At 63.8% G+C, this 16,977-nt stretch carries 15 protein-coding genes and 1 other RNA gene; 11 read left to right on the top strand and 5 right to left on the bottom strand.

The features are described 5' to 3' along the window. Positions 1–19 precede the first annotated feature (19 nt). The 7 genes from ABQU90_RS17180 to ABQU90_RS17150 all read left to right on the top strand — a co-directional run bounded on the left by ABQU90_RS17180 (position 20) and on the right by ABQU90_RS17150 (position 5,167). Complete coding sequence (locus ABQU90_RS17180; RefSeq protein ID WP_323522968.1) at positions 20–478, top strand: NUDIX hydrolase; 459 nt, start codon at positions 20–22, stop codon at positions 476–478. After that, on the top strand, positions 475–1,611 hold the full coding sequence (gene mnmA, locus ABQU90_RS17175) for a tRNA 2-thiouridine(34) synthase MnmA (RefSeq protein ID WP_323522969.1): 1,137 nt from the start codon (positions 475–477) through the stop codon (positions 1,609–1,611). The genes ABQU90_RS17180 and mnmA overlap by 4 nt, the downstream gene beginning before the upstream one ends. After that, a complete protein-coding gene (hflD, locus tag ABQU90_RS17170; RefSeq protein ID WP_055854405.1) occupies positions 1,611–2,225 on the top strand; it encodes a high frequency lysogenization protein HflD in 615 nt (204 codons plus the stop codon). The genes mnmA and hflD overlap by 1 nt, the downstream gene beginning before the upstream one ends. 147 nt (positions 2,226–2,372) lie before the next feature. Next, the gene (locus ABQU90_RS17165; protein ID WP_055854408.1) at positions 2,373–3,563 is read left to right on the top strand and encodes a methyl-accepting chemotaxis protein; all 1,191 of its coding nucleotides are present in this window, start codon (positions 2,373–2,375) and stop codon (positions 3,561–3,563) included. A gap of 86 nt (positions 3,564–3,649) precedes the next feature. After that, positions 3,650–3,937 carry a hypothetical protein gene (locus ABQU90_RS17160; RefSeq protein WP_055854412.1) on the top strand — a complete coding sequence of 96 codons (288 nt, stop codon included), beginning with the start codon at positions 3,650–3,652 and terminating at the stop codon, positions 3,935–3,937. Between the two features lie 319 nt (positions 3,938–4,256). Then, positions 4,257–4,436 carry a hypothetical protein gene (locus tag ABQU90_RS17155; RefSeq protein WP_323522970.1) on the top strand — a complete coding sequence of 60 codons (180 nt, stop codon included), beginning with the start codon at positions 4,257–4,259 and terminating at the stop codon, positions 4,434–4,436. Positions 4,437–4,756: 320 nt separating this feature from the next. Then, positions 4,757–5,167, top strand: a complete 411-nt coding sequence (locus tag ABQU90_RS17150; protein ID WP_323522971.1) for a hypothetical protein — start codon at positions 4,757–4,759, stop codon at positions 5,165–5,167. A 202-nt stretch (positions 5,168–5,369) separates the two neighbouring features. On the opposite strand, the gene ABQU90_RS17145 is transcribed toward ABQU90_RS17150, so the two are convergent. After that, the gene (locus tag ABQU90_RS17145; RefSeq protein ID WP_193552856.1) at positions 5,370–8,156 is read right to left on the bottom strand and encodes a bifunctional diguanylate cyclase/phosphodiesterase; all 2,787 of its coding nucleotides are present in this window, start codon (positions 8,154–8,156) and stop codon (positions 5,370–5,372) included. A gap of 119 nt (positions 8,157–8,275) precedes the next feature. Between ABQU90_RS17145 and ABQU90_RS17140 the strand changes: the two genes are divergently transcribed. Together ABQU90_RS17140 and ABQU90_RS17135 are read left to right on the top strand one after the other, a co-directional pair. Next, complete coding sequence (locus ABQU90_RS17140; protein WP_311238843.1) at positions 8,276–10,408, top strand: sensor histidine kinase; 2,133 nt, start codon at positions 8,276–8,278, stop codon at positions 10,406–10,408. Between the two features lie 3 nt (positions 10,409–10,411). Continuing rightward, on the top strand, positions 10,412–12,133 hold the full coding sequence (locus tag ABQU90_RS17135) for an EAL domain-containing protein (protein ID WP_046964054.1): 1,722 nt from the start codon (positions 10,412–10,414) through the stop codon (positions 12,131–12,133). A 128-nt stretch (positions 12,134–12,261) separates the two neighbouring features. Here the strand turns inward: ABQU90_RS17135 and ABQU90_RS17130 are convergent, their stop codons facing one another. After that, entirely contained in the window at positions 12,262–13,488 is a 1,227-nt protein-coding gene (locus ABQU90_RS17130; protein ID WP_055854422.1) for an ATP-binding protein, read from the bottom strand. A gap of 133 nt (positions 13,489–13,621) precedes the next feature. On the opposite strand from ABQU90_RS17130, the gene ABQU90_RS17125 reads away from it, so the two are divergent. Beyond that, a non-coding RNA gene (locus tag ABQU90_RS17125) (sX9 sRNA) lies at positions 13,622–13,696 on the top strand. Positions 13,697–13,922: 226 nt separating this feature from the next. Here ABQU90_RS17125 and ABQU90_RS17120 read toward each other — a convergent pair. From ABQU90_RS17120 to flgA, 3 genes are all read right to left on the bottom strand, one after another. Beyond that, positions 13,923–14,255 (bottom strand): flagella protein, encoded by a 333-nt coding sequence (locus ABQU90_RS17120; RefSeq protein ID WP_055854424.1) that lies wholly within the window; start codon positions 14,253–14,255, stop codon positions 13,923–13,925. Positions 14,256–14,270: 15 nt separating this feature from the next. Then, positions 14,271–14,582 (bottom strand): flagellar biosynthesis anti-sigma factor FlgM, encoded by a 312-nt coding sequence (gene flgM / locus ABQU90_RS17115; protein ID WP_055854427.1) that lies wholly within the window; start codon positions 14,580–14,582, stop codon positions 14,271–14,273. Positions 14,583–14,648: 66 nt separating this feature from the next. Then, positions 14,649–15,293: a flagellar basal body P-ring formation chaperone FlgA gene (flgA, locus tag ABQU90_RS17110; protein ID WP_055854430.1), complete on the bottom strand. Its 645-nt coding sequence runs from the start codon at positions 15,291–15,293 to the stop codon at positions 14,649–14,651. Between the two features lie 399 nt (positions 15,294–15,692). Between flgA and ABQU90_RS17105 the strand changes: the two genes are divergently transcribed. Continuing rightward, positions 15,693–16,637 (top strand): chemotaxis protein CheV, encoded by a 945-nt coding sequence (locus ABQU90_RS17105; protein ID WP_016901727.1) that lies wholly within the window; start codon positions 15,693–15,695, stop codon positions 16,635–16,637. The last annotated feature ends 340 nt before the right edge of the window (positions 16,638–16,977 follow it).

Raw genomic sequence — 16,977 nt, 5'->3', positions numbered from 1 at the left:
CCGCCCAGGCGCTCGACCGATGAGCACGCCCGAACAGCGCTGGCACCCGGATGTCACCGTGGCCACGGTGGTGGTGCGCGACGGCAAGTTCTTGCAGGTGGAAGAAACCATCGCGGGCAGGCTGTTGTTGAACCAGCCCGCAGGCCATCTGGAGCCGAACGAAAGCCTGCTGGACGCGGCCGTGCGCGAAACCCTGGAGGAGACCGGCTGGGACGTGCGGCTGACCCACTTCATCGGCACCTACCAGTGGGTGGCGCCGAGCGGCCAGTGCTTCCTGCGCTTCGCCTTCGTTGGCGAGGCGGTGACCCATCACCCGGAGCGCCGCCTGGATACCGGTGTGGTGCGCGCGCTGTGGATGAAACCGGATGAGTTGCGCGACGCGACCGAGCGGCTGCGTAGCCCGTTGGTGTGGCAGGTGGTTGCCGACTTTCTGGCCGGGCAGCGTCACCCGCTGGCGTTGGTGCAGCACGTCGCATGAGTACGCCGCGTATCGTGGTGGGCGTGTCGGGTGGCGTGGATTCGTCGGTGGCTGCGTGGAAACTGGCGCAGCAAGGCGAGCCCATCGCCGGGCTGTTCATGCAGAACTGGGTCGACGACGGCAGTGGCGATTGCCGCGCCGAAGACGACCGTCGCGATGCGGTGGCGGTGTGCGGCGTGCTGGGTATCCCGTTCCACTTTCGCGATTTTTCGGGCGAATACTGGAGCGGGGTGTTCGAGCACTTTCTGGCCGAATATGCCGCCGGACGCACCCCCAACCCGGATGTGTTGTGCAACCGCGAGGTCAAGTTCAAGCATTTCCTGGACGCTGCCCAGGCGCTGGGCGCCGAGCGCATCGCCACCGGCCATTACGCGCAGGTGGCCCACAGCGGCGGACGCTGGCGGCTGCTGCGTGGGGCGGACCGTGGCAAGGACCAGAGCTATTTCCTGCACCAACTGGGGCAGACCCAACTGGCCGCGACCCTGTTCCCGATCGGCGATCTGGAAAAGAGCACGCTGCGCCGTATCGCCCAGGACGCCGGTCTGCCAACCCACGCCAAAAAGGATTCCACTGGGATCTGCTTCATCGGCGAGCGCGACTTCCGCGAATTCCTGGGGCGCTATCTTCCCGCCCGCACCGGCGAGATCCGCGACCCGCAGGGGCAGCGCATTGCCGACCATCCGGGGGTGTTCTATTTCACCCTGGGTCAGCGCGAAGGCCTGAACATCGGCGGCGTGCGTGGCCGGGCAGCAGCGCCCTGGTACGTGGTGGGCAAGGATGTGGCCAGCAACGTGCTGTATGTGGATCAGGACCGCGACAGCCCCTTGCTGCAATCGCGCTGGCTGCAGTCCGAGCAAGCCCACTGGGTGACCGGCGCACCGCCTGCGCGCCGCTTCAGTTGCACTGCGCAGACACGCTACCGGCAGCCGGACGAGCCGTGCACGGTGGATGTGCAGGACGATGGCAGCGTGCAGGTGTGGTTCGAGCGGCCGCAGCGGGCGGTAACGCCCGGGCAGTCCCTGGTGCTGTACGACGGCGAGGAATGCCTGGGCGGTGCGGTCATTGCCGCCACCGATGCGCCGCTGGAACGCCAGCTGGCGGGATCTTCTTTTTCCTCTGAGGGTGTGGCTTGATGAGTGTTTCCATGGAATACCGCGTGCTGGCGCTTGCCGGCGTCGCCCAGGCGTTGCAGCAGGTGCGGCGGATCGCCGAAACCGGGCATTCGGAAGCGGCGACGGTGCGCACCGCCATGGACAGCGTGTTCCGGGTGGATGCGGCCTCGCCAGAGGCCGTTTACGGCTCGGCTGAGGCCGTGGCGCCCGGTCTGCGCCTGTTGCACAACTACTTCCGCAACCAGGCTCAGGACGACGTGCTGCCGCGCCTGGCGCTGGCGGTGCTGCAACTGGAGCGCCGTTTCGTGCGCGACACCACCACCGTGTCGACGGTGTCCAACGGCATTGAGGCAGCCGCACGCCAGGCGCAGAACCTGAACGACAGCGCTCATCCGGATGTGCTCAGTTCGCTGGGCGGGCTGTACGCGCAGACCATCAGCCACCTGCGCCCCAAAGTCATGGTGCAGGGCAACCCGCATTACTTGGGCCAGGCAGGCGTGGTCGCGGAAATCCGCGCATTGTTGCTGGCGGCAGTGCGCTCGGCGGTCCTGTGGCGGCAGATGGGGGGCAGCTTGTGGGACTTCCTGTTCGCCAAACGCGCGATGAGTGAAGCGGTGGACCGCGTGCTGCGCTGAGTAGCGTAAACAAGGCGGTTTCAGGCGCCTATAACGGGCGCTAGCGTGCGCCGTCCGCAAGCGCATGGGCAAGACGATATGGCGATCGTCGCTAAAGACAACGGGGGTATTGCCGATACAGCAACCGTGACTCTGCCGAGAACGCCCATGTATTCACGTCCACTCATCCGTCTAGCCGCTCCTTTGGCTCTGACCTTGCTGTTTCCCTTCGCTGTCGGATTCGACTGGCCCGCCTCGGTGCGCTGGGCGATCCTGGCGACCATGACCCTTAGTTGGTTGGTTTTCGCTGCCTGGGTGACGTATTCCCAGTTCCGGCGCAACCCGGACCAGACCCGCATCCTGCGCGAGCAGGACCAACTGCTCAACGAACTGCGTACGTTCGTCAGCAACGAAGTCGATGGTTCGCGCTCGGAAGTCGAGCGTGCCCGCGAACTGATCCGCCAGGCCGTGTCCGGTCTTGGTGGCAGCTTCGAATCGATGAACCGCAAGTCGCGTCAGCAAAGCCAGGCACTGGCCCGCATCGTCGACCGCGCAGGCGACGATGGCAGTGCCGGCGTCGACGTCGCTCGCTTCGCCCAGCACGCCAGCTCCCGCATGGAGCAATTGGTGGAAGCGCTGGAACAGGTGAGCGGCCAGAGCACCAACACCGTCCATCACATCGATGAGATGGCACAGCATCTGGATGGCATCTTCGCGTTGCTGGAAGACGTCAAGTCGATCGCCGACCAGACCAACCTGCTGGCGTTGAACGCCGCCATCGAAGCAGCACGTGCCGGTGAAGCCGGTCGTGGCTTCGCGGTGGTCGCCGACGAGGTGCGTAACCTGTCCGAACGTTCCACCACCTTCAACGAACAGATCCGCAAGCTGGCACACAGCTCCAAGGAATCGATCGCCAAGGTGCGTGAAACGGTCTCGCAGCTGGCATCGCGTCACATGGACCGCTCCCGCGAGGCGCGCCATGAATCGGCCGCCATGCTGGAGAACGTCGCTCAGATCAACGCCTCGTTGGGCGATGGCATGCGCGAAATCTCCGAGTGCGCTCGTTCCATCGATGGCAGCGTGGCCGAAGCCGTCCGCGCCCTGCAGTTCGAGGACATCGCCACGCAGACGTTGAGCGGCATCCACACCCACCTCGATCGCCTCACCGCGATCAACCGTGAGGCGGTGGCGCTGCAGGAACTGCTGCATCGCAATGGCGGCGTGTACGACAGCGACCTGGTTGCGTCGCTGGCCAAGGTGTCCAGCCGTCTGCGCGACATGCGTGTGGAGTGGGAACGCCCGCCGCACAAGCCGGTCGCACAGCAGGGCATGGGTGCCGGCACGGTCGAGTTGTTCTAAGACCGATGTCTGCCCGCAGCTTCTGATCCCGACATTCCCCGGCTTTCCGGGGATTTGTCGTTCCGTAACGACCCGGTGTTCCGCTCATGACGCTCCTTGCCCCCACCATCGATACCGACCCCACTGCCGCATTGCAGGCAGCAGCCTTGGCCACCGCCCATGCCGAGCGCATCGCACAAAGCGAAGCGGCCAGGCCGGTGCTGCGGCGGGTACGGTTGCCGGCCGCACTGGAACGGCTGGAGCTTGCCGCCCGCGCGGAAATCAAGGCGTTGATCAACCCGCGCCGCGATTGCAGCGAAACCGACCTGCTGTTCGCGACCGTGGCGTGGGACCTGGGCCTGGACGGCGCCGCCGTCGGCGCGTCGACACGCTGATCCCTGCAACGGCGGGGCGCGCCTCGGCAGGCGCCCCGCCGGTTGTTTTGAACTGCCCGATCTCAGGCTTTCCAGCCAACCGCTCCGCTCGGCGTACATCTGGGCCCTAGTGCCGTACGCGCGCAACGTACATCACCGCGCTGCCATGCTTGCGTCCGAATCAGACGGCTGGCGATGGCGCTGTCGGCAATCGCATTGCATGAGTGGACGTGTCGGAATCAGCGCCACTAGCGCGGCACGCATCTGTGACCGACGATGCCTCGCTATGCCACCCGCGCTCGATTAGGGCCTGCTCGCCTCACGAGTACGACGGTGACGCATGCAGGCTGCCGAAGCGCTGGCGTTGCTTGATGCCCTGCCCCATCGTTTCTATATCGGCTTCGCGACATGCACATACTTCCGGCAGCAGACGCAGCGTAGCGTGAGTGCGGCGGTCGGCATGTCTGCATCGAACACCTTCAACAGGCGGTTTCCAGAGTCTTCCAGTTCGGCCATCTAGCCGTGCCCAGGACCTGGTCCGGAGGCTCTACCACGATGCATTTGCGGTAAAGATCATGCGCCGGTATGCATGCGTCGGTGGAGTGGTGATGGCGTGTGACTCTGGCAGCGTCGTACACAAGCAGGCGAGCCTGGCGAATCACGTATTCACGACGTGCCCGACCGAGGCGCTTGTACGATAACTGCCAGGGCGCGCGTAGCGCACTTTTGTCAGCACTTCCGAAACTCCTGCTGGCTCCATCTGCCTTTTGTAGGCAGCTGAAGTTTTATACGATCCAGGCACTGGCTTGAGACGCGGTGCAATTACGGAATCGGTTAACTATGAAAAATTTCGGCCTTGCGCTGTGTTTGATTCTTTGTCTGGTCGCTTGCGAATCGCGACGGATTGCCTACGCGATCCAGGATGAATTGACGGAGACGGGGAAAGTCGATTTGGCACAGGTCGCGCCGGGAAAGTGGGATCGGGTGTGCATCCTTGGCCCATATTCCACTGACGAAGATGCCGCTTGGTTAGTCGGAGCGCCCTGGTCGTTACGCGGCAACTCATCGGCGTGGAACAGCGACGGCGTGTCTGCCCTGCTCTTCGTCCGTGGTCAAACCGTCCTATCTTCAGGCGATGTGTCTCGTGCTCATGGCGACTTTTCCCGTCAATCCGACACGTGTTATCCACGTGAGAAGGCTCGGTTCGTGCGCTTACCGGGCAGCAAGACACTGATCGCGGCGGCTGACTGACCAGCACTTCCGTGATCCAGAACGAACGATTGATTTCGCCGCCACCGTGCATTGAACAGCGCATGGATCTTCTGATGTTCAACGTGCAGCTGCTTGGCGACTGGAGCAAGCCGATCACCGTTGCAAACCGGAACTCAGACCGGTGGAACCTACATCGCCGTACGACGCCGGCAGATGGCCGACGGCAGCGGCATGACCGGCCTCAGCTGGCGATCACCAAGCGCGCACCCAGTCGCATGCCGGCTTCGGCTTCACGCAGCCACTGCGCCATGTCGCGCGGCGACAACGGGCGCGAGTAGAAATAGCCCTGGATCTCGTCGCAGCCTTGTTGGCGCAGCAAGGCATCTTCCTGCACGGTCTCCACGCCTTCGGCGACAACCTGCATGCCCAGCGCGTGGCCCAGATGCACGATGGCCTGGGTGACCTCGGCGGTGTTGGCGTCGTCGAGCATGCCCTGTACGAAGCTGCGGTCGATCTTGAGGCGCTGCACCGGGAAGCGGTTGAGGTAATGCAGGTTCGAGAAGCCGGTGCCGAAGTCGTCCACCGCCAGCAGCACACCGTTTTGCTCGAACAACTCGAAGCAACGGCGCAGCGAATCCGAATCGCGAATCAGCGCCGACTCGGTCAATTCCAGTTCCAGCCGCGATGGCGGCCAGCCGTTGTCGCGGCAGATTTCCAGCACGCGCTCGGCAAAGCCGCGTTCGCGCAACTGCACGGCCGAGACATTGACCGCGATGCGGCTGAAATGGAGCCCGGCGCGATCCCAGACCACCGCCTGGCGGCAGGCTTCACCGATCACCCATTCGCCCAGACGCACGATTTCGCCGCATTCTTCCGCGATCGGAATGAATTCGACCGGGCTGCACGGGCCATGGCCTGGGCGATTCCAGCGCATCAGCGCTTCGATCGCCGGCGATGCGTCGCCCACGGTGTTGACCAGCGGCTGGTAGACCAGCGTGAACTCTTCGCGCTCGAGCGCACCTTGCAGTGCATGCTCGAGCTCCAGCCGGCGCTGCGCACGCAGCAGCACATCCTGGCTGTAGTAATGGAAGGTGTTGCGACCGGATTCCTTGGCCGCGTACATCGCCGCATCGGCGGCGCGCAGCAGGCTGTCGAAGTCCGAAAGACCCTCTCCCTGCAGCGCAATGCCGATGCTGGCACCGAGCTTGAGGGTGACATGGTCCTTGCGCAGCGGTTCGCCCAGCGCGCTGATCAACTTGCGCGCCACGTGGCCGGCATCTTCCGGCTCGGAAAGATCGCGCAGCAGCACGATGAATTCGTCGTCGCTGAAGCGGCCGAACAGATCGCTGTTGCGCAGATGCTGATGCAGGCGCGCCGAGGCGAGCTTGAGCAGGTTGTCGCCAGTGGCATGGCCGAACGAATCGTTGATGCTCTTGAAGCCATCCAGATCGATCAGCAGCATGGCCAGCACCTGGCCGCGCTCGTGCGCTTCGCGGATCGCGTTTTCTGCCTGCTCGCGCAGCAGAAAACGGTTCGGCAGGCCGGTCAAACGGTCGTAATGCGCCAGCAGCTCGATGCGCTCGTTGGCTTCGCGCTCGCGGGTGACATCGCGGAACAAGGCGACAAACCGCGGCGGCAGCCCTTCACGACGATCCAGCTCGATCAGCACCTGCACCCAGATGCGTTGACCGGAGTTGCGATAGAAGCACAGCTCCAGCTGCTCGGGCAGACCGCCATCGGAAATGCGCAGCAGCGCCGCTTCGAAAGCGTCGCGCGAATCCTGGGTGTACAGCGCAAGCGCCTGCTCCAGGGTGATGTTTTCCTTGCGCAAGCCGTGGATGCGGTAGCACTCCTCGGTCCACTGCATGCGTCGGGTATCGACCTCGATTTCGCAGCCGCCGATCTTGCCCAACGCGGATACGCGATTGAGCAGTTCGGTACGCCAACGGATCAGGGCATCGGTCTGCCGCTGCTCGGTGACGTTCTGCAACTGGCCGAGCACACGCACCATGCTGCCATCACCATCGAACACCGGCTGCGCCCAGACCCGCAGATGATGCGGATTGACGCCGAGCAGGCCGTTGACCTCCAGCTCGAAATGCACCGGCAGGCCTTCGTGCTTGATTTTGCGCCAGGCTCCGCGCAGTTGCGCCACCGAAGGCCGTGCGAGCAGACGCAGCAGGTCGCGAACGCCGTGCAGACGCAGCTGGGTCATGCCGAGCTGCTGCAGGAAGTCCTGCGAGATCCACAGTTGGTCCTTCAGCGAATCCCAGCTCCAGCTGCCCATGCTGGCAATGCGCTGGGCTTCTTCGAGCTGGGCCTGCTGCTCGCGCAGCTGCTGCTCGAGCAATTTGTGGTGATGCACGTCGGTATGGGTGCCCACCATGCGCAGCGGGCGGCCATCGGCGGTGCGCGAGACCACGCGACCGCGATCGAGGATCCAGCGCCATTGGCCGTCGTGCTGGCGCAGCCGGAATTCGGCTACATAGGTATCGGTGCGCCCATCCAGATGCGCCTGGACGGCAGCGCTGACCTGCGCGTGGTCGTCGGGATGAATCAACCCGGACAACGCGGTGAGATTGTTCGGTAGCGGTTGCTCGGAATAGCCGAGCATGCGGGTCCAGCGCTCGGAGCGGTACACCACGTCGGCGGGGATATCCCAATCCCACAAGCCGTGATCGGCGCTGTCCAGGCCCATTTCCCAGCGGCTGGTGCCATCGGCGCCCATCGGCTCGGGAATGCTCAGGGTGAAGGCCATGACCTTGCCGTGCTCGTCGCAGACCGCGCGCAGCCAGCCTTCCAGCCGTCCGCCGCCCGTTCCCGGCAACACGCAGGCCGCCATGCCGCCGCTGTCGGCCACCTGGGCGCGACTGCTCTCCAGCACTTCGGCATACGCACCAAGGGTTGCCGGCAGCCCGAGGGACTGCGCAACGCTATTGGCCGCCAGGGGCTGGCCATGCGCATCCAACAACACCACCGCTGAGGTCAGCGGGTGCTGCAGCATGCTTGCAATGACGCCTGAGTCCACTCTGGAACACTCCGAAGGATCGACCCCTGCCTCGGGGTCGCAATGGATAACGGCCGTCCAGCGGATTAGTTGAGGCGAGTGTTTCGAGCGCAACCGAACCGGGCCGACTTACGGCTAAGATGGCCGCATCGCCCGCTCCAAAGGTCGTCCGCGGACCCATGCACCAACCTGTCGCCGCGCCCGCGTTCTCGTCCCCTCCCGTGTCCCGACTTCGCCTGGCCGAACGCCTGCAGCAAGGCCTGTGGACGCTGACCGGTCTGTACCTGCTGATCGGTGTGGTGTGGCTGCTGCTGGGCAACCGATTGCTCAATCTGGCTGGCGCGGCAGTGCCGGAACGCTGGTCCGATGCCAGCTTTCTGCTGGTGTCGAGCATCGTGATCCATCTGGTGCTGCGGCGCTTCATGACGCTGATCGTGGAAGAACATGCGCAACTGGCGCAGTCCGAAGCCTTGCTGCAGGCCAAGTTCCTGGCCCTGCCCAGCCCGGCCTTCATCTACGACCTGGCGACCATGCGCATCCTCGACGCCAATCCGGCGGCGCTGGAATTCTTCGGCTGGGAGCGCGACGAATTCCTGCAGCAGACGCTGCAGGCGGTCTGGCCCAACGCCGATGGCGCGCGCCTGGAAGACATCATCACGGAGATCCGCGGCAAGGGCGACACCACCTGCGTGTTGAACGAAGATCTGCTGACCCGCAGTGGACTGCGGCACGTCGAGGTGCGCAGCAATCAGCTGCATCTGGCCAGCGGCCCTGCCCGTCTGGTGGTGACGGTAGACCGCAGCGAAGAACGCCAGGCGCAGCATCTGCGCGACGAAGCGCTGGAACGCCTGGAAGAAGCGCAGGGCATCGCGCGACTGGGTTCGTGGCAACTGGATCGCGCCAGCGGCCTGGGCCGCTACTCGGCGGCGGTGTATCGCATCCTGGGGCGCAGCGTGCCGATGCATCGGCGCGAACATCGTCTGGAAGAGCTACTGACCGCATCCGATACCGCCACCCAGGCGCGTATCGAACGCATGATCGAAGACATGTGCACCGGCGGCGAGGTACAGATCGATGTGCTGCTGCCGCTCACCGGTGGCGATTCGCAACCGCGTACCGTGCATCTGCGGGCAGAGAGCGTGACCCTGCCCAGCGGCGCAAGCCATGTGCATGGCACCTTGCAGGATGTCAGCGAACGCGAACAGTCGCGGCGTCTGCTGCGCGAGCGCGAGGAACAGTTCCGCGAGCTGGTGCGGGTGCTGCCGGACGGCGTGCTGATCCTCGCCGACGAGCACGTGATGTACGCCAATGCGGCAGGCTCCGCCCAGTTCGGTTTTCAGGGCGAAACCATTCTGGGCGAGCCGCTGCAGACGCTGGTCGGCGATTCCGACCTATCGGTGGTGCGCGAGTATCTGCGTGCCGGCAGCGATCGCAATGAGCCGGTGTCCAGTGCACGGGCGATGCGCCGTCGCGATGGCAGCACGTTCTATGCTGGCCTGTCGGCGGGCGATATCCGTTACGGCGGGCGCAGCTGCAAGCTGCTGGTGGTACGCGACCTGAGCGAGCCCGAGCGCATGCGCGATGCGCTGGCCGAGAGCAATGCCGAGTTGCAGGCGATGGCCAAGCGGCTGTTCTCGTTGCAGGAAGACGAACGCCGTGCGATCTCGCGCGATCTGCACGACGACATCGGCCAGGCGATCACTGCGATGAAGTTGTCCGCGCATGCGGCATTGGACGAACTCGACCCGGTCGCGCGCCGCGAAGATCTGCTGGAAGTGGTGTCGCTGGCCGATTCCACCGTGAACAAGCTGCGCAATCTGTCGATGCTGTTGCGTCCGCCGCAACTCGATGCGCTGGGTCTGGAAGCAGCGTTGCGTTGGCAGGCCTCGATGCTGTTCCGCGCCTCGCAGGTCCGGTTGGAGCTGGATATCCAGGCGCTCGACGTACGCCCCGGCAACGAAATCGAACAGGCCTGCTTCCGCATTGCCCAGGAAAGCCTGACCAATGCCTTGCGACACGCATGCGCCGGCGAAGTGCGCATGAGTCTGCAATCGATCGACAGCGAGACGTTCCGTCTGGAAGTCAGCGATGACGGCGACGGGTTCGAGCCGGAAGGCCCGCGCGGACTTGGACTGATCGTGATGCGTGAGCGTGCGCAAACCGTCGGTGGCGTGCTCGCGATAGACTCAGCACCCGGAGCAGGCACGCGCGTGACGTTGCGCCTGCCCTATCACCCGGCCGGCGAGTCCGTCCACGAAGATGGTGGACGTTGAGTCATGTGGAGCCCCGTAATCCCGCCCGGATTGGAAATCGTCAAACCGACACGCCTGGGCGCAGGCAACCCCGAATTACTGCATCTGGTCGACGCGGCCGCATCCGGCGGCCAGCCGTTGATGATCTTCCATGTCGACATCGATCACTTTGCCTCGATCAACGAGAACATGAGTGGTGAGGTCGGCGATCAGGCACTGACGCTGGCCGCACGCCGTCTACAGGAGTTTTTAGGCACGCGCGGCAAGTTGTGGCGCCACGGCAGCGACGAAATGATCATCGTGGCGGTGCGCCGCGACGACACGCCGCTGCCGGAAGATTTTGCCGAAGAGATTCGCCAGCAGCTGGAACTGCCGTTATCCGTGCTGCCGTATACGTTGTTCATGACCGGCAAGGTCGGTATCAGCCTGTGTCCGGAACACTCGACCTCGCTCTCCATCCTGCTCGACTACGCCGAAGAAGCCAGCTATCAGGCCGCGCGCGAAGGCGGCAACACGGTGCGCTTGTACACGCGCAACTCGGCGACCAACGCGCATAGCGAGAGCATCATTGCGCGGCAGATCGTCGATGCGATCCCGCATGGCGAACTGCGCCTGCGCTACCAACCGCTGGTCAGCGCACGCGACGGCCGCATCGTCGGCATGGAAGCGCTGCTGCGTTGGCAATCGCCCACGCTGGGCATGCTGGTGCCGGAGCGCTTCATGCGCACCGCAGAGCGGCTGGGCGTGATCGTGCAGATCGGCGAATGGGTGCTGCAGAACGCAGTGCGTCAGGCGCGGCTGTGGCGCGACCAGGGCTTCGACGATTTCAGCATTGCGGTCAATGTCTCCACGCTGCAATTGCTGCGGCCGGGCTTCTTCAACGAAGTGATGGCCATGCTGCAAACGGCGGGCGTGCCGGCGCAGTTCGTGACCCTGGAAATCAACGAAAGCGCGTTGACCAACAACGTCAACTTCGTCCACGAGACGATGGCCAACCTGCGCAACGAAGGCATCAGCCTGAGTCTGGACAACTTCGGCACCGGCGATTCCAGTCTGAGCGCATTGGTGCGCTACCCGGTCGACCGGCTCAAGATCGACCGCAGCTTCATCAAGAGCGCGCCGGCCGGCAGCCGTGAGGCAGCGATTGCGCGCGCCATCATCGCGATGGGCCACCAGCTGGGCATGACGGTGATCGCCAATGGTGTGGAATCGCAAGCGCAACTGGGCTTTCTGCGACGCAACGATTGCGACATCTTCCAGGGCTATCTGTTCGGAGAACCGATGTCGGCGGAGTCCGCCGGCATGGCACTGCGTCGGCGCTATCTGCGTCCGGAATCGTTCGCCGAAAGCCGCCCGGACCGCACCTTGTTGCTGCTGGACGACGAAGAAAACGTGCTGCGCTCGCTGGTACGCCTGTTCCGCCGCGACGGCTACCGCATCCTGGCGGCCGGCAACGTGCGCGATGCGTTCGACCTGTTGGCCACCAACGATGTGCAGGTGATTCTGTCGGACCAGCGCATGTCGGATATGAGCGGCACCGAGTTCCTGGGCCGCGTCAAAATGCTCTACCCCGATACCGTGCGTCTGGTGCTGTCCGGCTACACCGACCTGGCCACGGTGACCGAGGCGATCAACCGTGGCGCGATCTACCGCTTCCTGACCAAGCCGTGGAACGACGACGAACTGCGCGAGCATATTCGCCAGGCCTTCCGCACCCATGACGAGCTACGCAACGGCCGGGAATAGGGAATCGGGAATGGAGAATTGGTAGAGCAGATATCTACCGCTTGATTCTCCACGTGCCAAATCGTGCCTCAAAATCAAAGCACCAGCGCATGCCGCTCTCCCGATTCCCGATTCCCAGCGCGTCAGCGCTACTTCGGCTGCCGGATCGGCAACACGATGCGGAAGCTGGCGCCCTGCCCTGGCACGCTTTCGACGTCGATACGGCCGTGGTGCTTGTTGATGATGCCGTAGGAGATCGATAACCCCAGGCCGGTGCCGCTGCCGACCGGTTTGGTGGTGAAAAACGGGTCGAAAATGCGCTGTAGCAGGTCCGGGGCGATGCCGGCGCCGCTGTCCTGGAACTGGATCCACACGTTTTCAGCTTCATCGCGTCCGCTGGTGACGGTGATGGTGCCGCGCTCGACAATCGCCTGGCCGGCGTTAAGCAGCATGTTCATGTAGACCTGGTTGAGCTCGGATGGCAGGCATTCCACCAGCGGCAGCTCGGCGTAATTGCGCTCCAGCGTCACCTTGTACTTGAGCTCGTTCCAGATGATGTTGATCGTGGATTCGAGGCCGGCATGCAGGTCCACCATCTTCCACGACTCGGAACGGTCCGAGTACGAGAAGTCCTTGAGGTCGCGCACGATGCGGGTAACCCGCTCGATGCCTTCGCGCGATTCGGCCATCAACTGCGGCAGATCGCGGCTGATGAAGTCGATATCGGCACGGTTGCGGATTTCGTCGATCTCCGGAATCAAGGCCTTCGGGTCCGGCGCCTGCAGCGCGCGCTCGTAGGCTTCGATCAGGGTGAACAGGCTGCGCAGGTACTCCTGCAGGCTGCCAAGATTGGAGTGCACGTAGCCGATCGGATTATTGATCTCATGCGCCACGCCGGCCGCCAACTGGCCGATGGAGGCCATTTTTTCCGACTGCAGCAGTTTGTCCTGTGCGCCGTTCAAGCGCATGTAGGCCTGGCGCAGTTCGGCGTGGCGTTGTTGCAGCTCGCGCTCGTAATCCTGCTGGCCTTCGATGTTGTGGAACAACGCCAGAAAATGCCCGACGCCCTGCTCTTCGTTGTAATACAGGTGCGCGATGACCACGCGGTCGGCTACCGGCAGGCTGCCGGTCCAGCTGCCCTTGCTGCGCGCCTGGTTCAGCGCATCCGATGGCAGCACCTGCGAAATCCGCTCGCCCAGATTGCGATCGTCGGCGGGGTCTTCCTTGCACAGGCTCTGACGCGCGACGGCGTTGGCCAGAATCAGCTGCCCATCGGCCCGGAACAGCAAGACGCCTTCAAGCATCTGGTCGCCGAATGCGCGCAGGATGGTCGAAGACGGCAACAATGCTTGATTGAGAAAAAACTTGGCGGTCACGGGACACGGCGGCAGCAGGGACGCTTCAATATACGCCGAACCATAGGGCAGCCATATCGCCACTTGGTCTTAGAGCAGCTAGCAACAGGACCGGTGCAGCTACTAGGCGGGCGCGGCCGGTGCTCGGTGCGGCATGTACCGTTCGTACACTCCGGTTCCTCCGCGCCCTAGACACACACCAACGGCTGCTCGCTACGTTTTGTTAGCCGTTCTTGGAGCAGTCTTCAAACTGCTCTATTGGCAGTTGCCAGGCGCGACCGCTGATCGGCATGGCGTGCGTGCGTGCATTGGAACAGCGGTGATTCCACGCCGTCCCTTTCCGTCGGTCGATTGCGCACGGTGTCTGCCAGCCGGCAGTGTCGACCGTAGCAAACCTGCGTGGCCTGCGTGCGCGCAGCACCTGGGTGCGTGCGCCCGCTGCAGTGACGGCTACCTCAGGCGACTGCCAGCGAGCGTCCGCCGCGCAGTACGTTGGATTGGCCCTTGGCGTCGTAAGAAGGCGCGCTTTCGGTTCGCCCCAGGTGACGCAGCGCCCAGTTCACTTCGCGGCGGCGGCGTGCCAGCAGCGCACCATTGGCACGATTGGCTTCGGCCAGCTCACGCAGACGCTCTTCTTCGCCTTCGGGCATTCGCGCTTCAAGCGCGCGCAGCGCCGACAGCTTGTCCTGCGTGTGCCGCATCAACCCGTCGATGTCGTTCTCGAGTAATGCCTGGCGTTCGCCGGCCAGCGCATCGCTGAGACGTTGCAGGAACTCGTTCACGTTCATCCTTTTAGTCGGGGATCAACCCGCCAGTTGCTGATTCAGATCCATCATGCGGCTGGCGATGGCATCCGGGTTGATGGAGTAGCTGCCGTTCTGCAAGGCGTCTTTCACAGCCTGGACGCGACCGGTGTCGATCGCCGAGGACTGCGACAGCTCGCGCTGCAGGTTCTGCAGATTGGTGGCTTCGCCGGTCAGCTTGACGCTGTCGGTGGGCGGTAAGGCTGCAATCGGGGACGCGCGATCTTCACCGGCCGGAACGATCTTGCTGCTCGTGGCCGCGGTGCGAAGGGTGGCAGCGGTCGGTAGATTGCCTTCAATTTTCTGGGTCATGTCAGGAACTCCTCTACAGGTCGTAGGGGATAACGGCACCCAGAAAAAAAACTTTATAGAAAATTTTTACCTGGAGACCACAACGGTTCCGCTCGCTTCAACAATCCCCTGCACCACACGGCGGGACGAGGAGTTCTCGACCGAAACCCGCTCGTTTTCGCCGGCATCGGAGAGCGCGCGACCGCTCATGCGCACCTCCAGACCGCCGTTGCGCGACACCAGCGGGACGGTATCGCCGCGCCGGACCAGCCGCTGCGTCACCAGATCATTGGCCGAGAGCAGCGAGCCGGCCGGCAGGACACGGCGGGCGGACTTGCCCACTGCGGCCACCGGGTCGGCCAGTACCGCACCGACGATGCGGGCGGCGTCACGCTTCTCGATACTGATATCGGCTAGCGAGATGGTTTCTCCAGCGCTGATGCCCCGACGCAACACCAGGACATCCTGGTTGCGACGCACTTTCAATGGCACGAACAAACGCCAGCCAGCCGGCTGCGGGCAGGCCACTTCGACGGTGTTGGTGCCGGTGGGCTGGGCTTGCAGCGCGATGGGACAGGCTGGCATGCGCAGACCCGGATCGAGCGTGGCCTCGGCTTCGGCATCGGGGCCAACCGTGGCCAGCGCCGCTGCGCGAATGGAATCGACCGACTGGTACCCATCGGCCCAGGCCGGGGCGGCGACCAACAAAATGACAAGCAGGAGCAGGCGCATGGGACCAGATCCGTAGGAAGACGCGGAAGCTCATGCAAGCGGTGTGCCTGTTTTTGCCGGGATTGGAGATTCGGGATTTGGGATTGGTTGGAGCGGGCTGTTGCGTGTCTGCAGGATTGTGGTGACTGCAGCTGGATCTGCGTAGGCCTAACTCAAGTGAGTGGCGGTACCCAGACCCAGGACATCTTCCGGCAGCCCGTCGCGGCTCAACCGCCAGATCCCTGCTCCAGCTTTGGCTTTGGCTTTGGCTTTAGAGCTTGATCCCGCTCCAAAACCAATCCCGAATCCCCCAATTACCAATCCCTGCCTCTAAGCGAATCCCAACTCCCGCATCTCGACAGCGCTCCGACCAACCACAAAGCCCTCAAGTTTCCAGGCGGCGCTGTCGATATCTGCCCCATGACCCACGATCTGCTCAACCGCATCGACCAGCGCACCCGACTGGCTGGCCACAATCGACTGGCGCTGCTGCTGTTTAGGCTAGGCGGGCGCCAGCTTTTTGGCGTCAACGTCTTCAAGGTGCAGGAAGTGCTGCGCCGCCCAGAATTGTTCCAGGTGCCCGGCCTGCCGACCGAATTCGCCGGCGTTGCCGACGTGCGCGGGCGCTCGGTCCCGGTACTGGATCTGGGCCTGGCCATCGGCCACCCGGAACGCGACGCGCACTCCGAAAATGGGCCCGGCTACCTGGTGGTGGCCGAGTTCAACCGCTCGGTCCAGGGATTTCTGGTCAGCGGCGTGGAGCGCATCGTCAATATTGCCGTGGAAGATATCCACCCGCCGCCAGAACTAGGCGCCGAAGCCACTTATTTGACGGCAGTGACGCGGTTCCAGGGCGAGCTGATCCAGGTGATCGACGTGGAAAGCGTGCTGGCCGACATCGCCAAGGTCAGCAAGGACGTGCAGCTGGATCCGTCGCTGCAGCTGGTGGCCTACGACCGTCAGTTCCAGGTATTGGTAGTGGACGACTCGCGGGTGGCGCGTCAGCAGATTCGCAGCGTGCTCGACCAGCTCGGCGTGTCGGCAACCTTGTTGTCCGACGGCCGCCAGGCGCTGGATCACCTGCTGCAGGTGGCGGCCTCGGGCGAAAACCCGGCCGACCGCTATGCGATGGTGATCTCCGATATCGAAATGCCGGCAATGGACGGCTACACGCTGACGACGGAAATCCGGCGCACGCCGGGCCTGCAAGGCCTGTACGTGCTGCTGCACACCTCTTTGTCGGGCGTGTTCAACAACGCCATGGTCGAGCAGGTGGGTGCCAATGCCTTCGTGGCCAAGTACAGCGCGCACGAGCTGGCCGACTACGTGTTGGCACGCTTGAAAGTGGTTGCCGAAGCGGCCTGAGCAAGAGATCGACTGACCGGCTTGCCGGCGGCGGGGCGTTCGCAGCGCCGGCCGCGTGGAGGTGTCGATGGCAATGAGAAGGAATGCCTTGCAGGCATTCCCGGCGTAGAACTCCGGCGACACCCAAGCTGCCTTGGCGACGCGCCTTCGACGAACCAGCAGCCTGTTGGCGTGAATTACCGTCAATAGTGGCTTCGCAACACTCCCCACCTAATCTCGTCAGGCAAGACGCCCACATTGGGCGCAGCGCATTTCTAGAGTTGCGAGCCGTTGCCGCTGTCACCTGCCCCTTCCAGATGGTCCCGGTCTAGATAGTCACGACCGTTGCTGGCCGCAGCCG

This window comes from Xanthomonas sp. WHRI 10207, from assembly GCF_040202975.1.
Lineage (GTDB): Bacteria > Pseudomonadota > Gammaproteobacteria > Xanthomonadales > Xanthomonadaceae > Xanthomonas.
The sequence above is the reverse complement of the archived record's forward strand: the minus strand, read 5'-3'. Positions and strand labels throughout refer to the sequence as shown.

Excerpts from the sequence above, each read along its gene's own strand:
- ABQU90_RS17180 (WP_323522968.1), top strand. The coding sequence starts at position 20 with ATGAGCACGCCCGAACAGCGCTGGCACCCGGATGTCACCGTGGCCACG.
- mnmA (WP_323522969.1), top strand. The coding sequence starts at position 475 with ATGAGTACGCCGCGTATCGTGGTGGGCGTGTCGGGTGGCGTGGATTCG.
- hflD (WP_055854405.1), top strand. The coding sequence starts at position 1,611 with ATGAGTGTTTCCATGGAATACCGCGTGCTGGCGCTTGCCGGCGTCGCC.
- ABQU90_RS17165 (WP_055854408.1), top strand. The coding sequence starts at position 2,373 with ATGTATTCACGTCCACTCATCCGTCTAGCCGCTCCTTTGGCTCTGACC.
- ABQU90_RS17160 (WP_055854412.1), top strand. The coding sequence starts at position 3,650 with ATGACGCTCCTTGCCCCCACCATCGATACCGACCCCACTGCCGCATTG.
- ABQU90_RS17155 (WP_323522970.1), top strand. The coding sequence starts at position 4,257 with ATGCAGGCTGCCGAAGCGCTGGCGTTGCTTGATGCCCTGCCCCATCGT.
- ABQU90_RS17150 (WP_323522971.1), top strand. The coding sequence starts at position 4,757 with ATGAAAAATTTCGGCCTTGCGCTGTGTTTGATTCTTTGTCTGGTCGCT.
- ABQU90_RS17140 (WP_311238843.1), top strand. The coding sequence starts at position 8,276 with ATGGCCGCATCGCCCGCTCCAAAGGTCGTCCGCGGACCCATGCACCAA.
- ABQU90_RS17135 (WP_046964054.1), top strand. The coding sequence starts at position 10,412 with ATGTGGAGCCCCGTAATCCCGCCCGGATTGGAAATCGTCAAACCGACA.
- ABQU90_RS17120 (WP_055854424.1), bottom strand. The coding sequence starts at position 14,255 with ATGAACGTGAACGAGTTCCTGCAACGTCTCAGCGATGCGCTGGCCGGC.
- flgM (WP_055854427.1), bottom strand. The coding sequence starts at position 14,582 with ATGACCCAGAAAATTGAAGGCAATCTACCGACCGCTGCCACCCTTCGC.
- flgA (WP_055854430.1), bottom strand. The coding sequence starts at position 15,293 with ATGCGCCTGCTCCTGCTTGTCATTTTGTTGGTCGCCGCCCCGGCCTGG.
- ABQU90_RS17105 (WP_016901727.1), top strand. The coding sequence starts at position 15,693 with ATGACCCACGATCTGCTCAACCGCATCGACCAGCGCACCCGACTGGCT.